The organism is Mucilaginibacter endophyticus, from assembly GCF_003351025.1.
GTDB lineage: Bacteria > Bacteroidota > Bacteroidia > Sphingobacteriales > Sphingobacteriaceae > Mucilaginibacter > Mucilaginibacter endophyticus.
In genome coordinates this window covers 117738-134412 of sequence record NZ_QPCG01000005.1, presented here as the reverse complement: position 1 = coordinate 134412, position 16675 = coordinate 117738, and the positions used below count along the sequence as shown (strand labels likewise).

The following is a 16675-nucleotide window of genomic DNA, read 5'->3' as shown; positions in this document are numbered from 1 at the left end:
ACCAATAAGCCCGCCGAATCATCGTTATGCTTCGGCAGACTTATTGTAACCGGGCATCTTTTACCGCAACACCGGGATATTGACGTAACTATCATTAAACCATTTTATTTGCAACGGTATTTTAGCATCAAGGATGGTTTCATCGCTTACATTTTTGCCCGTTCCGTAATTGATCTGCTCAAAAGGGCTTTTGTTAATATTGAGCAGGATCACTATCCGGCTGCCCTTACTAAATTGCCTGCTGGTGATATAGGTGTTAGTAAATGGAATGCTTTCCATTTGTCCCGGTTTTAATAAATGTCGTTTCTCAGGATTTATAGCATAGCTTGCCCGGCCCATAAAGTAGGTGAGATAAAAATATTTGCCATCGGGCATCTCCTCAAACATCACCACGTGGTAGTCCATGTCTTTTTTATTAATGATGGTTTTTAACAAACCCGAAAACGCCCCGCTAACAGTAAGCGGCCCGGTAAGCGGGTCACTTTTAAAAACGAGACTATTGCCGGTGTTCAGTGTATCATAAATAAGCTGGTTTAAAAAGTAATAACTACTGATGCTGTCCCGGTTAGCGAAATTAATATTTTGCGCTGCGAAGGCTTTTTTCAGCGGTTTAGCGGGATTTAACCGCGATTTATCCAGGTAAAACTTCAACGTATCATTGCTCATTTGCTTTAATGAGGGCACATGCTTCCACTGGTTTGTACCCATAACTTCAAAATTGAATTTATCCTTCAAAAAAGCTGGTTTGGGTTTATTTTTGAAGATATAATCAAACCACTGATAAATAATTTCATGGATATTAATCCGCGCGGCGTCATCAATGCGGTAACCATTTAAAACAGAATCAGGATGCCCCTGCGAACCGAAATGCCCGTACGGACCAATGATCACATAATGGTTGGCTTTGGCGTTATATTTCAGGTGCTCACGATAATAATACATACCGCCAATTTGCCCGCCATCGTAATAACCGGTAGTTGTTAACACCGGGATGTTAATATCAGCAAATTCCTTTTGATAAGGGATCAAGTTCTGCCAGTATTGATCATAAGTAGGGTGCGCTACCCAATGCCCGAACATATTGTTAACCCCTCTGCCGGTAAGGCTATCGAGCGTGTGATAGGCTAAACCTGTATTATACCATTTCCAGTACAGCTGGTTCCACTGCGGGCCGTTGTAATCTTTTTCGTCCAGGAACTTGTTATTGCTGGTGTAGTAAGTCCACGAAAAAACAAAGCTCATTTGCACATTATTGGTCATGGGCACATCAAGCCCCGGTGCTACGGCAGCCGATGGCACGATAGTCTTAAGCGCCGGATGAAGCTTTTTGGTAGCCGCCCATTGGGTGAAACCGTTATAGCTTCCGCCATACATGCCTACCCGGCCATCACTCCAGGGTTGCTTGCTGATCCAGTCAATCACATCATAAGCATCCTGACCGTCGGTTTCATAAGCCAGCGGCTCACCCGGACTGTTCCATTTGCCCCGGGTGTAAGCCATTACGCCAACATAGCCTCTATCAGCTGCCTCCTGAATTTTTGACGTATCGCTGCGGCGGGCGTAAATGGTAAACTGAAAAATAGTTGGCAGCTTTTCGGTTATGCCTTTTTTGCGGGCTATCATTACGGTAACAAACGCGCCATTATGTGTTTTTAGAAGCACGCTATCCCGCAGGTAAACACCTGTAATTTTTTTGCTTTGTGCCGATGCTATACTACTCAAAACAAGGCATAGCAGTAGCAAGGAGAATAATTTTCTCATCATTTTTTATTGTTTAATATGTAATGGTTGATTTATCTATAAAACATTTTTCCGATGCTTTAGGCTCCCCTGTTGAGAGGGTAATAGTTCATCAAAGGACAGTCAGAAGATTTTAAGAGAGTGGGCTGTGCGATTCCCTCCCTTGGGAGGGTGTAGGGAGGGGTTTCATCGGCAGGCTTATTCACTAAATGGCGTACAAACCCCTCCCTGCCAACTCGCGATCCTACCGCACCCCTCCCAGGGGAGGGAATTGTCAACTCATGGACTATTACCCTCTCAAGAGGGGAATCGCACATACCCACGCTTCTTAATTTTATATTTTCCATCCTGTACTTACTTACCTGCCACCCACTGCCTGAATTTTGCCGATTGCCGTTCGGAAACTTCCAATTGGGTGCCGGTATTAAGGGTTATTTTTAAACGACCGTCGGTAGTTGCCATAGCCTGAATAAATTGCCGGTTGATGATCTGCGCGCGGTTGATCCTGAAGAATATTCCATCACTTAACTTAGCCTCCAGTTGGTTAAGCGAACTTTTCAGGAACACATTTTTATCGTCAAAAAAAATCCGGGCATAGTTATCCATCGACTCAATGAGGTGTACCGAACTCCATTGAATAAAATGATACTGCTGCCGGTCTTTCACAAAAATCTGCCCGGCGCTATCTGCCTTGCCCAATCGCTGCCTTGCCTGTGTTATCGCTTTTTCAAATCTTTCCTCACGGATAGGTTTCACGAGGTAATCAAGCGCGCTTACCTCAAAGGCTTTAACGGCGTATTGGTCGTAAGCGGTAGTAAAAATCACGGCGGGAACTTGCTCCATTGATTCCAGCAAGTCAAAACCTGATTTTTCGGGCATCTGGATATCTAAAAAAAGCAGATCGGGATTTTGATGAGCTATCATTTTCAGGGCATCATCAGCATTGATGGCTTCTCCTATAATTTCAAAATCAGGATAACCGGCAAGTAAGCGCCTCACTTCATTTCGGGCGGCACGTTCATCGTCAGTGATCAAAACCCTTATCTTTTTCATACCCGGGATATTTTAATGGTTGCGGTAACTATGTCGTTAGCTTCGCCGATGACAAAATAAGCCGAACCCTTGTATTGCAGTTCCAAACGTTCGTTCAGGTTTTTGATACCTAAGCCACTATTTTCTTTCACAGGGTTTAACCTGCCCGGATTACTTACGGATATAATCAAACCGTTGCGGTCATGATTTAAATTTATGCTAATAAACCCTCCTTCCTTTTGCTGGCTGATACCGTGTTTTATAGCATTTTCGACCAGGGTTTGGATACACAAGCGAGGAAGCGCCGTGTTTTCCGGCAGGTTGTTGGTTTCAATATGATATTGCAGCCGCTCTTCAAGCCGGAGTTTTTCCAGTTCGAGGTAATCTTTAACCGTTTCAAGCTCTTCTTCTACGGTGATCATCTGGTTATCGCCACTGTAGAGGGAATTTCTTAGCAGATCGGCCAGGAGGTCAATTGCCCGTCGTGCCGATTTGGGATCATCAATAATTAGCGCCTTAATATTGTTTAAAGAGTTGAACAGGAAATGTGGATTAAGCTGTGCCGAAAGATTGCTCAGTTGCGCATCCCGGGTAATAACCGAAAGCCTGGCGTTTTCCCTGGCAATATTGATCTCGCGCCTGGAATAATGATACATATGATAGGCCAACAGCCAGATAGACATCAGGCGCACGCCGGCCACGAAAATACTATCACGATAAAAAGCAAAAAAATCCCCGAATGATTGTGAAAATCCAGATTGAAACCATACCCTGAAAAAGTAAACTTTTAAAACCGTTACAAACAGGTAAACCAAACCTAATACCACAACTGTGGGGATGAGCCTTGGTAATAGTTTATGAAGTCCGAGGTTTTGCCAGCCTTGTTTTAGGGCAAAGCAACGATAAAGATGTGTAATGAGGATGTAAACGGCAACATCCGTAGTAAACTGAAGAACGCCCAGCAACCAGTTAAAGCCCGCTTTGCTATAGCCTGTATAGCCCCAGTAAAGCGCCGCTACCGACCAGCCAATAAGCTGACATTTCCAATAAAGCGATATGGTTACGTGTTGTTTCAATTTACTTGCTGCCTAATTTTGATCAAAGCAACAAAAACTATTATACAGTTAAAAGATAAAGTACATGAGTGCAGATATTTAGGGGATGAGTGAGGAAAGAGGCAAGACTTTTAGACATAAGAGCCAGGAGCCTTATAACTTAATAAAAGCAGAAGACTTACGAAGTTTTGAAAACTTCGTAAGTCTGGATTCGAAAAACGGGTGTCATGCTGAGCTCGTCGAAGCATGGTGCGATGGGCCTCTGCGCGCGAGTCTTCGACAAGCTCAGACTGACAGGCCATCTACACCTAATGTCCTCTTAAAGCCCGCAAATTAACAGGTTCTATCTCCCCTGCGTCAACCTACCCCAACCGGCAGCGTAATCGTAAACACAGTATACTCGCCTTCTTTGCTTTCAATATCAATTTTACCGCCATGCCCTTTTACCACAATATCATAACTGAGCGATAGACCAAGCCCCGTTCCCTGGCCGGTTGGTTTGGTGGTAAAAAACGGCTGCATGATCTTTCCCTTAATATTATCAGGGATCCCCATACCGTTATCCCGAACCGTAATCACAACCGATTTTGCCCCCTCTTTTGCTGGCTTAACGGCAGTTGTAACTACAACTTCAGGCTTGTACGCTTCCCCTACTGCTTTTTGCTTTTGATGTACCGCGTAAAAAGCATTGTTATACAGATTGAGCAGCACGCGGCCAATATCCTGCTGAACGATATTAACCTGTGGCAAACTATCATCAAAGTTGGTGACCAATGCCGAATTAAAAGTTTTGTCTTTGGCGCGAAGACCATTGTAGGCCAGCTTGAAATATTCGCCGGTAAGGTTGTTGATGTTTACCTGCTCTTTACTGCCGCTGCCTGCCCTTGAGTGCTGAAGCATATTTTTTACAATAGCATCTGCACGCTTGCCATGATGGTGGATCTTTTCGAGGTTCAGCTTCACATCGGCAGCTATGGCTTTGGCTTCTTCGGCATCGCCATTGGTTAGCTCGGTCTCCATTTCATCTATAAGCTCCATGCTCACCTCCGAAAAGTTGTTTACAAAATTCAGCGGGTTTTGAATTTCATGGGCTATCCCGGCAGTAAGTTCGCCCAGTGAGGCCAGCTTTTCGGCCTGGATCAATTGCTGCTGGGTAGTTTTAAGATTATCAACGGCATCGGCCAGCTGATCGCGCTGGGTAATAATTTCTTCCTGCTGCTCGCTTAATTCTTTATTCGCCTTGCTTAAATCATCGGTACGTTGCTTTACTTTTTCTTCAAGCAACTGATTTTCATATTTAAGCTGGCGCGAACGATAGGCGATAAACGCGTATACAGCCGACGCGAATAGAACAATATAGATGAGCCATGCCCACCAGCGCAAATACCAGGCTGTAGCAATAACGATAGTGATGCTGTCGCCGGTTTTATTCCACACGCCCGAACTGTTGGCCGCCCTTACATGAAATACATATGTACCTGCCGAAAGGTTATTATAGGTTACCGAGCGGTTGGTACCTGCCTGTACCCAGTTCTTGTCGTAGCCATCCAGCTTGTAGGCATAAATATTTTGCGCAGGGTTATCATATTGTAAACCCACATAGTTTAACTGCACCCGGTTTTGATCATAAGGCAACTCCAGTGTTTTACGGCCATAGGTTGTCACATTGTTTATGGCATTGCCGCTTGATTTTGGATTGCTGTAGGCAACAGATTCGATGTGTACAACGGGGGCATATGTGTTATCATTTAAATCATCAGGATTAAAAACGGCGATACCATTACTTAAGGGGAAAACCATCCTTCCATCTGCAAACCTGTTCACATTATCAATTCCCCTGAAAACATCCTTACCGGGCAAAATATCGTCCATGAAAAAGTTTTTCAGCCTCATGGTACGGGGATCTATCCGCGTAAAGCCCCGCTCGGTTATTACCCATAGCCGACCGTCAATATCTCCATTAATGCCCATTACCGAGTTAAATATCAAGCCGGAATCTTCATTAAAATGTTTTACGTAAGCTTCCTTTTTCCGGTCGAATAGGAACAGGCCGTCGAGGTAGGTGCCTACCCAAAACCTGCCGGCTTTATCCTCAAAAATATTATCTACACAGGCGGCCTTTCGCATGTCGTTGTTAAAATAGGATATGAAACGGCCTGTTTTCCTGTCGAAACGGTTAAGCCCCCCGAAATTGGTACCTATCCAAAGTGTATTTTCATGATCTTCATAAAAGGTAATAGCGCGACTATCATCAAGCGCGTATTTATTTTTTGAAGTTATTTTTTCATAGGAGCCCCGGTAAGGATAGCGGGTGAACTTTTTGGTTGCCGGGTTAAAAGAGCATATACCGGCATCAATATCGGCGGCTATCCATAGTATCCCGGTATGGTCCTGGAACAGCGAGTGTACATAATTGCTGATAATAGAAGTACTGTCGCCGGGGATACTGCTGTATTTTTCTTTTTTCCCGGTGATGGTATTGTACACCAATAATCCGCTTTCAGTTGCCACATACAGTGTGTTGTTTTGCCCATAGCAAAAGCCCGGAAAATAACCCTCATTGGGGGCCACATTGTATATCTTTTTGTATTGATTGGTAATAACATTGCCTTTATATATACCCTGTCGGGTGGTTAACCAGGCGTCGCCATTGGGCCATGTTTTGAGCGTTACCAATTTGCCGGGATAAGTACCGGCTTTTGCCGGGTTATTTTTAAATATAGTAAAGGCGCTTTTTAATTTATTTATACGTGCTACACCCGCGTTTCCAAAACCGAGCCAAAGGCTATTGGTATGATCAATTGTTTTACCGCCTATGCCCAGGCTCGGTAACGCACCCGGATCATCAGGGTCCGTTACATAGCGTTTAAAAACAGATGTTATAGGATCAAAATAAACCAACCCGGCCGATGATGAGATCCAGAGTTTACCATCCCGTGTTTCACTGAAAGTGATAAACTGGTTTTTAATAGCAGAGTTTATGGTATCAACAGGGATATAGTTCCTGAAAGTATGGGTTTGCCTATTAAATTTTGATAGGCCTTTATTGGTGCCTATCCACAGGTTTTTGCTCTTATCTTCATAAAAGCTATAAATGCCTGCGCTCAACAGGCTGTCTTTTGCATTGGCCTGGCCATACTCTTTAAGTTTACCTGTGCCAATGTCATAACGGGCAAATTTAAGGGCTTCATCATGGCCATGAAAAGTATTCATATACAATACCCCCGGTTCAGAAGGGGCCTCATAAATAGGGTTAGCAGCCCGCATTTTTGAGGTATCATTTGAAACAAGGTATTCACTAAAGCCTTTCCCTGCGCCGTTGTACCGGTATATGCCGTTGTTTGAGCCAAACCAGATGTTGCCATCGGCTGTTTTAACAGGGTTATAGTAAACTGTTGCCCTGATATGATAAATGCCCTTTTGGCTGTTGCTGAAAAGCAGATATCGCCCTGCACCCGGCTCAAACTTCATTATATTTTGACCGCTGGTTGCTGAGCCAAAGCGCCCCCATAAATTACCATCATTATCTATGGCACCCACAATCAGTTGTCCATAAGTCAGGCTTGCCGGGTAGGGATATTGGGTAAAAGAATCGGTTGCCCGGTTGTATCTGAAAATGCCGTTGGCAAGGGTAGTTATCCACAGGGTTTTATTTTTGTCTTCAACTACATTAAATACCAGCGTTGATACCTGCTTATTCAGTTTAGGAGAGCCGAGTTTGTATATTTTGTAGCGATAGCCGTCATAACGTACCAGTCCGTTTTGTGTAGAGAACCACATATACCCCTGGCTATCTTCAATAATGGAACCAACATTTGACTCGGGCAGGCCTTTCTTGATATCAAAGCGATCGAAGTATAAATGAGCTGATTGTGCGCCGGCATACAGGCTTATGCAACAGCATAAAATCAGCATTGTGATTTTTTTCATTAAGGTATAAGTTAACAGGCTTAAAGTAAATATTTTATCCTGTAAAATAAAATGGAGGCTTTAACGGGGTTACTTCTTAGGCGCTTTGAGCTTCTTTTCGCGCTTATTGTCGGATATCATTTTGACAATAGTTTTGCCATGGGTTAGTTGTTTGGGATCTTTTACCTTGGCCAGCGAGTTTTGCCAGGCCTCCTCTACCAGCTTTTTTATTTCCTGCTCAGGGAAAGCAGCAAGGTCATTTATTAGTAGGTAGCGGTACTGTTTACCATCACCAATTAATAATTTCTGCGGATCGGCAAGTTCAGAGCCCCAGTAAAAACCGAAATGTGTATTGTAATTAACGCCACGGTATATGGCAAAGGAGCAAAATATATGGCTCATTTTTTCGGTAGGCGACCAGCCTACAGCCAGGGCATTATAATTATCATAAATAAGCTCATTGGCCTGCGGGTACAAATCCCATACAAAATCGCGCAGCCATAAGGCCCGTTCCCGCACTTCGGCAGGGAACATTCTTAAAAAGAAAAGCAGGTCGGCAACTTCTTCCTTGGGCATAATATAAATATACAACCTTTTATTTGTCAGCAATAATAATTAGCTTTATATCACCCAATTATAAACCTAAATACATCCAAATTGAAAAGCATCCAATCTACCCGGCCGGTATTTGTTTGCATGATGAAGCGGGGTGCTTTCGCGTTTTCCCGCCTTATCATTATAACAGCTATTTTATTTTTCAGTATTCAAAGCTATGCGCAGGAAAAAGCCCCTGCTTTACGCTTAATCGCAATGAAATCAATGCTGGATAGTGTCACGCGTCAAAACCCGGCCGAGAAGATCTACCTTCAACTGGATAAAAACACTTACACGCCCGGCGATACCTTATGGTTCAAGGCTTATCTTTTTAATGCTCCTACACTTAACCTATCGGCTAAAAGCGCGGTAATGTATGTGAGCATTGTTACCGATAGCAATACTGTAGAAAAGCGCTTACGTCTACCTGTTGAAAATGGGCTCAGTTGGGGCAACATCGGCCTTAAGGATTTACCTGCAGGCACTTACACCCTTGTTGCCTATACCCAATGGCTGCAGAATTTTAACCAGGATTGTTTTTTTCGTAAAAAATTTACCATTGCCGATGATGCCGGCAGCAACTGGCTGGCCAACTACACCTGTTCAAGCGTAATAACCGACGGTAAGGAACAGGCCCACGTTAAACTGATGCTCAGCGATGCTTATAAAACAGTTATAGCAGGCAAGCCGGTACAGTTGTCAGTAATGAAAGGAAAGAGGCGTTTATACCGGCAAAGCCTGCAAACCGACGAAAAGGGAATGATAGATATCACCTTTAACCTGCCGGGCAAGCCGGGCGATATCCGCATTATTGCAACAGATGGTGCAGGTAACCGTGTAAATATACCGCTAAACTTTAACCGCCCCCAGGATGCCGATGTTCAGTTTATGCCCGAGGGTGGTGAACTTGTAGCCGGATTACCCGCACACCTTGGATTTAAGGCTATAGGGCTGGATGGCAAAGGCATCAATGTTTCGGGCCAGGTACTGGATCATGAAAAACAGGTAGTAGCTAATTTTACAACGCAGCATTTGGGCATGGGGAGTTTTAACCTGCCGGTTGTTAATGCTGGTGAAAATTATACAGCTAAAGTAACCCTGCCCGGTGGCGCAATCCGTGAATTTCCGTTGCCCGATGTTAAAAACGATGGGATTGTATTGAACGTGATCAATCCCATTAATGAAGATTCGGTAAAAGTACTGCTGTCGGCAACCGATAAAATTGCCCGCTTGGGTGAAAGCTATTTCCTGGTAGGCAAAGCCCGCGAAATTATTTGCTATGGTGCAATGGTCGATTTTAAAAACGGCACGTCCATCAGTCAAAAAATTAACAAAAAGCTTTTCCCCTCTGGCATCACTCATTTTTTGCTACTTGATAAAAACAGTAAGCCACTAAACGAGCGGCTGATTTTCATTAACCGGCATGACAACCTGCATTTAAACATTAATGCAGATAAAATGGCTTATAACCTGCGCGATAGTGTAGCGTTACACATTAGCGCGAAAGATGCACTCGGTAATCCGCTTGCGGGCAATTTTTCGATGGCGGTTACCGATGACGCGCAAGTACATCAGGATAGCCTGAACAATGAGAATATTGTTACCCGCATATTGCTTACATCCGAATTGAAAGGCTTTGTGGAGCGCCCCAACTATTACCTCGCCGCTAATAATGCACAAGCCAAAGAGGCGCTTGATAACCTGTTGCTTACACAAGGCTGGGTAAGCTACAACTGGCCAGATGGCAAGGATAACCAGGGCTACGCTGCCGAAACCGAGTTGGCGGTTAGGGGGCGGGTAATTAATGTTTTTAACAAGCCCATTAAACAAACTAAAGTGCAGCTATTTTCCAAATCGCCTGTAGTGGCAACTGATATGCTCACTGATAAGGATGGCAGGTTCGCGTTCCGTAATCTCCCGCTTGCAGATACCCCGGCTTATTTTATTAAAACCGCTAAAAATTTCAATGTTGGTATTGTCATGGACGATGCGCCGCCGCCTGTACTGCTGGCATCTGCCGGCCCCACACCAATGCCCTGGTATGTAAGCAATGACACTACCTTGTTCAATAGTTTAAAAAATAACCGGATGCGGCAAAACCTGGCCGACAACCTGCCTGCTAACGCTAAGGCTTTGAAAGAGGTAAAAATTACAGCCAAGAAAATAGTTAAAGGCTCGCAAAATTTAAATGGAGCAGGTAATGCTGATTTGGTTTTTGACGAAGCCGACATGGTGAAAGCGAGTAAAAAGAGCCTGCTGAATTTTTTAGAAGAACATGTTCCAAACCTGAGATGGGCGACTTTAACCCACAAGTATAATTTAAGGTATGCATTGCAGGATAAATCACTTGATGAAGTTAACGCGATAATGCAATTTGTCCGTGAGCCTCCATTACCTACTATTCCGTGGTATTTGATAGATAACAAACCCATGAAGCTAATAATTGACGGTATCTCCTTTGGTAGCGTATTTAAGATAATGTCTCTTAACGAGCCGAATGGACTTGATATGAAAACCTATCTTGAATCAAATACGGCCGAAGATGTTAAGGGGATTGAGGTTAACAGTTCGAGCAAATATGGTTGGGAATATTTCTGGGGATATATTCATTCGGATTGGAAGCCTTATTTAACTCCAGGCTCGATCTCTTTTGTAGAGATCACTACACGTAGCGGTAAAGGGCCGGGGATAGCGCATACACCCGGATCTTATTTATATAAACCCTTGGCATTAAGTATTCCCGCCCGGTTTTATCGTCCACGTTATCTGCCTTATAATACCATTAAACATACTCCGGATTTGCGCTCAACCATACACTGGGAGCCCAATATAACAACCGGTGCCGATGGTAAAGCAACCGTATCATTTTATGCGGCAGATAAGCCATCAACCTATACCTATATTTTAGAAGGCACCAATATGGATGGCAGCATTGGCTACACTTATGGTAAAATAAAAGTAACAGGCAATACCAATCCATGAAAAACATGATAGGCCTTAAGCAACCGTTCCATCGCAAGTTGTTATCCTTGTTTTTAACAGCATGGCTTATCTGCATATTATCAGTTCAGCATGGATATGCACAACAAATAGCTCCCGCTGCCCGATTGCTTCGGGCCAAAAATGTTACCGACAGTCTTGTTCGGCATAACCCTGCCGAAAAGATCTATCTACAGTTTGATAAAAGCTCCTACACTCCTGGGGATACTTTGTGGTTTAAAGCTTATCTGGTTAACGCGCACCTGTTAACGCCATCTGCCAAGAGTGGTATTATGTACATCACTATCCTTACCGATAGTAATGTGGTGGTGAAACAGCAACGCTTGCCTGTAGAAAATGGCCTTACCTGGGGAAATATCAGCCTGAGCGAATTGCCGGCAGGCACGTATACGCTCACAGCCTATACGCAATGGATGCAAAACTTTAACAAGGACTGCTTTTTTTATAAACAGTTCACCATAGCCGACGATGCTACGAATAACTGGATGGCTAATTATTCCAGTTCAAGCGCTATGGTTAACGATAAAGAACAGGCGCATGTTAAGTTGTTGCTAAGCGATACTTACAAAAAAGCGATAACCAACAAGCAGGTGCAGCTTGCCGTAATGAAAGGTAAAAGGCGGCTATATAAGTCATCATTACAAACAGATGAAAAAGGCCTGATTGATATCACATTCAATTTACCGGGCAAGCCAGGTGATATCAGGATCATAGCCAATGATGCCGCAGGCAACCGGGTAAATATTCCCCTCAATTTTAACCGCCCGCAGGATGCCGATGTACAATTTATGCCTGAAAGCGGCGAGCTGGTGGCAGGCTTGCCTGCCCATGTGGGCTTTAAGACTATTGGCCTCGATGGCCTGGGCATTAACATATCGGGTGTTGTGCTTGATGAAAATAAGCAAACGGCAACGGATTTTACATCGGGACATTTAGGCATGGGTAGCTTTGATATGATACCCAAGGCAGGCGAAAGTTATACCGCTAAAGTCACCCTACCCGGTGGACGGGTTAAAGAATACGCTTTGCCGAAAGTGAAAAACTCGGGCATTGTTTTAAACATCCAGAATAAGGCTGATGCCGATTCGCTGATGATTTCTTTATACGCTACCGAAAATATAAGCGGGTCGGGAGATAGTTATTTTTTGATTGGCAAGTTGCGCGAGGTGATCTGCTTTGGTGCTGTCGTGAACTTTAAAGGAACAACAGCTATCCGTAAAATGATCAGCAAGGCACGGTTCCCATCTGGCATCGCTCATTTTGTATTGCTTGATATGAAGAACCGTCCGCTTAATGAGCGGCTTACTTTTATTGACAGGCATGATGATCTGCATATCAATATCAGCAGCAATAAAACTATTTACGCACTCCGCGATAGCGTTGCCGTAGCTATCAATGTCACCGATGCATTGGGCAAACCGGTTGAAGGCAATTTTTCATTTGCCGTTACCGATGATACACAAGTACATCCCGACAGCCTGAATAATGAAAGCATCGTGAGCAGGATGCTGCTCACCTCCGAGCTGAAGGGCTACGTGGAAGAGCCCGGATATTACCTAAACAGCAATGATCCAAAGCGGAGTATCGCGCTCGACAACCTGCTGTTAACGCAAGGATGGGTAAGCTACAACTTGCCCGAAGAAAAAAGACAACCGGTTTACGCCGCGGAAACAGAGGTAGCAATTAAAGGCAGGGTGCTTAACATTTTTAATAAGGGAGTTAAAAAAACAAAAGTGCAGCTATTCTCTAAATCGCCTTTACTGGCTACAGATACGTTGACCGATGCAAACGGAGGCTTTGTATTTCGTAATTTACCGCTTACAGATACGCCGGCTTACTTTATCAAAACGGCCAAAAACTTTAATGTGGGTATAGTAATTGATGACCCACCACAGCCGGTACTCGCAGCACCGCCGGCCGCCACCATTATACCCTGGTATGTGAGTAATGATACCACGTTATTCAATAGTGTTAAAATTAACCGGATGCGTCAGAACCTGGCAAATGATCTTCCGGCCAATATGCGTACTTTAAAAGAAGTAAAGATCAAGGCCAGGAAAATTGTAAAAGATTCAAAGAACCTAAACGGCGCGGGCAATGCCGACTTTGTTTTTGATGAAAATGACCTGCTAAAAGCCGGAAAGAAAAGCTGGATGGATTTCCTGCAAGAGCATGTTAAAAGTTTCAGGTCCGGAACTATCATGAAACAAAAAGCGATAGTTTATGGTGTACAGGGTAAAACCAGGAGCGACGTTCAATTTGGCTCTTACAGGTTACCGCCAAGCATCTTTTTCCAATGGTATTTTGTTGATAACAAGCCCATTTGCTTTGTTATTGATGGCATTCCATTTGGCACCATATTTAAAAGCAATTATATAGAAGATCCTGACTTTTTAGCAATCAAACAATACCTTGAATCAAACAGCGCCGAGGATATCAAGGGTATAGAGATTAACACTACTTCTAAATACGGCAATGAATATTATAGCCGTTACATCTCAACAGATTGGTTAGGAACCAATGTAGGGGATTTTACTTTTATGGAGATAACCACCCGTGGCGGGCATGGCCCCAACATCAGTAAAACACCCGGCGGTTATCTGTATAAACCTTTGGCATTGAGCTTTCCATCGCAATTTTACAGTCCTAAATATGCGGTTAATGCTACAAGCAAAACCAAAACAGACCTGCGCTCTACCGTATACTGGCAACCAAACGTAAACACCGGTACCGATGGCAAAGCATCCATCAGTTTTTATACTGCCGATACACCAACAACATATTCCATAATAATGAACGGTACAGATATGAATGGCAATTTTGGTTATAAACGGGGAACGTTGAAAGTTAGCCCACGCCCCCTGGGCCCCTAAAGGGGGAGTTAGCACGATGCTTCTTGCCTAAAAAGCTTTAAGCCTTTAGCTTTCGGCTTTAAGCTCCTCTATCAGGCTTCATCAATATCTGGGCCTTTGATCTTGTCCCGGTCAACTCCGCCTTCAAGCGAAAGTAAAAACGCAGGTAGCAAAGTCAGGTTGCTGATCATGGCCACCAGCAGGGTAATAGAAAGTAATACGCCTAATGCAACTGTACCGCCAAATTTTGATATCGCGAAGATGCCGAAACCGAAAAACAATACTGTAGCAATAAAGATCATGCTCACCCCGGTTTCACGAATGGTATCCGAAACTATTTTCGAGATGCTTTTTTTGCTATGACGTAGCTCGTGCCTGTAACGGGTGATGAAATAAATGGTCTGATCGGATGAGATCCCCATCGCTATGCTGAAAATCAATATGGTTGATGGCTTAAGCGGGATACCGAAAAAGCCCATGATACCTGCTGTTATCACCAGCGGAATGATGTTAGGTACCAATGATATGGCAATCATTTTTATGCCGCGGAAAAGAATCCACATCACGCCCGCGATAAGCACAATGGCCCAGGCCAGGCTTTCGTAAAGGTTTTTCAACAAATAGTTGGTACCCTTTATAAATATGATGCTCGAGCCGGTAAGCTCAACATGGTATTTCTTTGGGTTAAAAATAGAATCGATACGTGGCTGTAATTCAGCCAGTACGGTATTCATTTTTTTTGAACCGGCGTCAACCATTTCAAAAGTAACGCGGGTTACACGATGTGTGCTGTCAAGATAGGTTTTCAGCAGGCCGCTGGTTCCTTTGCCCGAGTTTCCGGCATAGTTGAGGATAAAGTTTTGCTCCAACCCATCAGGCAAACGGTAATACTCAGGATTGCCGCCATAAAATGCCTGGGTACTAAATTTCAACACCTGGATTAATGATACCGAACGGCTGAATTCTGGGTAGGAGGAGATCAGTTTTTCCAGCTTCTCTACCTTGCGGATAGTAGCCAGGTTCATTACTCCGTTTTTGCGTTTCGTATCGATACTAACTTCCAGCGGCAAAACCCCGTTAAAATTCGACTCAAAAAATTTAAGATCGTGCAGGGTATTATTACTTTGGGGCAAATCATCCACTACATAACCATTAATATTGATCCTGACCATGCCAACAATGGCAATAACCACCAATATAGCTGTGGTTAAATAAATAGTTTTACGTTTGGTATGCACCAGTTTATCTAAAGTGGCCAGCAGGCCATCCATCAGTTTACTGTCTTTAATACCGGTTTGGCTTGCCTTTGGTGCAGGCAGAAAGCTGAAGATAATAGGCACTAAAATAAGGCTCAATGCAAAAGTGCCCATAATACCTATTGAAGCAATGAGGCCGAACTGGGTAAGCAGTTCGCTGTTGGTAAAGCATAACACGCCAAAACCTATGGCAGTAGTAACGTTGGCTATAAAAGTGGTGATACCTGCACGCTCAACAGCTACTTCTAAAGCTGCCATTTTATTTTGGCTGATGCCATACTCATGAAAATATTTATTGAGGATGAATACACAATTCGGGATCCCGATAACTACAATAAGCGGCGGGATGATACCAGTTAACAGTGTCATTTCGTAATGCATCATCTGTAACACGCCCAAACTGAATATCACACCCAATATCACAATCAGTACCGGGAAAATAACCGGGAATACCGAACGGAAAAACAGCAGTAAAATGAGCGCGGTAATAATAACCGAAAGGCTCAGGAATAATGAAAACTCATGAGCTACCAGATCGCCAACCACGGTACGGATAAGCGGCAGGCCCGAGTAATGTACCGTGATATGATGTTTCTTTTCAAATGCCTGTCCAAGCTCATTAATCTTTTTAATAATAGGTACGCGAAACGGCGTATTGATAATTTTATCATCAAAAGTAATTGCCATCAGGGTACTCTGACCATCGTTGCTTACAATCAGTCCTTTGTAAAAAGGCATGGATGTAAGCTGTTGCTTTACACTATCAACAGCCGCGGTGGTTTGCAGCGCACCGGTAACTAATGGTTTTAATACAAATTTATGCTGAAGGGTATCCTTTTGCAGATTGTAGATATTGGCAGCCGAAATCACTGCTTTAATCCCTTTTACTTTCTTTAGTTGTTCGCCAATCTGGTACCAGTCGTTAAAAACATCCTTATCAAAAATATTAGGCGACTTAATACCGATAACCATCGATGAAGCGTCCTGCCCGAAAGTTTTCTTAAACTCGGCATAACGGATAAAAGCCGAATCGGTAACCGGAAGCACCTTACCACCGTTAAAAGTGATCTTTACTTTTGAAGCTTCGTAGCCCATAAAGGCGCTTAGCGCCAAAACGCAAATAAAAATTATGAGCCTGTTTTTAAGAAGTGCAGAAGCTATATGTTTCCAGAACATTATTAACGTGATATGTAAAAGAGAGGCGCAAAACTACGAAAAATGCGCTATCTGCCTATTA

At 43.6% G+C, this 16675-nt stretch carries 8 protein-coding genes; 2 read left to right on the top strand and 6 right to left on the bottom strand.

Annotated features, from left to right (window positions below; genetic code table 11):
• Positions 1–60: 60 nt before the first annotated feature.
• The 5 genes from DUL71_RS20610 to DUL71_RS20585 form a co-directional block, all read right to left on the bottom strand.
• Positions 61–1764, bottom strand: a complete 1704-nt coding sequence (locus tag DUL71_RS20610; RefSeq protein WP_208645618.1) for a CocE/NonD family hydrolase — start codon at positions 1762–1764, stop codon at positions 61–63.
• Positions 1765–2094: 330 nt separating this feature from the next.
• Positions 2095–2793 carry a LytR/AlgR family response regulator transcription factor gene (locus DUL71_RS20605; RefSeq protein WP_114939867.1) on the bottom strand — a complete coding sequence of 233 codons (699 nt, stop codon included), beginning with the start codon at positions 2791–2793 and terminating at the stop codon, positions 2095–2097.
• Positions 2790–3848 (bottom strand): sensor histidine kinase, encoded by a 1059-nt coding sequence (locus DUL71_RS20600; protein WP_114939866.1) that lies wholly within the window; start codon positions 3846–3848, stop codon positions 2790–2792. The genes DUL71_RS20605 and DUL71_RS20600 overlap by 4 nt, the downstream gene beginning before the upstream one ends.
• 336 nt (positions 3849–4184) lie before the next feature.
• Positions 4185–7757 carry a sensor histidine kinase gene (locus DUL71_RS20590; protein ID WP_114939864.1) on the bottom strand — a complete coding sequence of 1191 codons (3573 nt, stop codon included), beginning with the start codon at positions 7755–7757 and terminating at the stop codon, positions 4185–4187.
• A 69-nt stretch (positions 7758–7826) separates the two neighbouring features.
• Positions 7827–8312 (bottom strand): DUF1801 domain-containing protein, encoded by a 486-nt coding sequence (locus DUL71_RS20585; protein WP_112570776.1) that lies wholly within the window; start codon positions 8310–8312, stop codon positions 7827–7829.
• Between the two features lie 81 nt (positions 8313–8393).
• Between DUL71_RS20585 and DUL71_RS20580 the strand changes: the two genes are divergently transcribed.
• Together DUL71_RS20580 and DUL71_RS20575 are read left to right on the top strand one after the other, a co-directional pair.
• The gene (locus DUL71_RS20580; RefSeq protein ID WP_154402446.1) at positions 8394–11312 is read left to right on the top strand and encodes a hypothetical protein; all 2919 of its coding nucleotides are present in this window, start codon (positions 8394–8396) and stop codon (positions 11310–11312) included.
• Complete coding sequence (locus DUL71_RS20575) at positions 11309–14203, top strand: hypothetical protein (RefSeq protein WP_114939862.1); 2895 nt, start codon at positions 11309–11311, stop codon at positions 14201–14203. Before DUL71_RS20580 ends, DUL71_RS20575 begins: the two co-directional genes overlap by 4 nt.
• Before the next feature lie 71 nt (positions 14204–14274).
• On the opposite strand, the gene DUL71_RS20570 is transcribed toward DUL71_RS20575, so the two are convergent.
• Positions 14275–16533, bottom strand: coding sequence for an efflux RND transporter permease subunit (locus DUL71_RS20570; protein ID WP_244228806.1), 2259 nt, complete (start codon positions 16531–16533; stop codon positions 14275–14277).
• Positions 16534–16675: the final 142 nt, after the last annotated feature.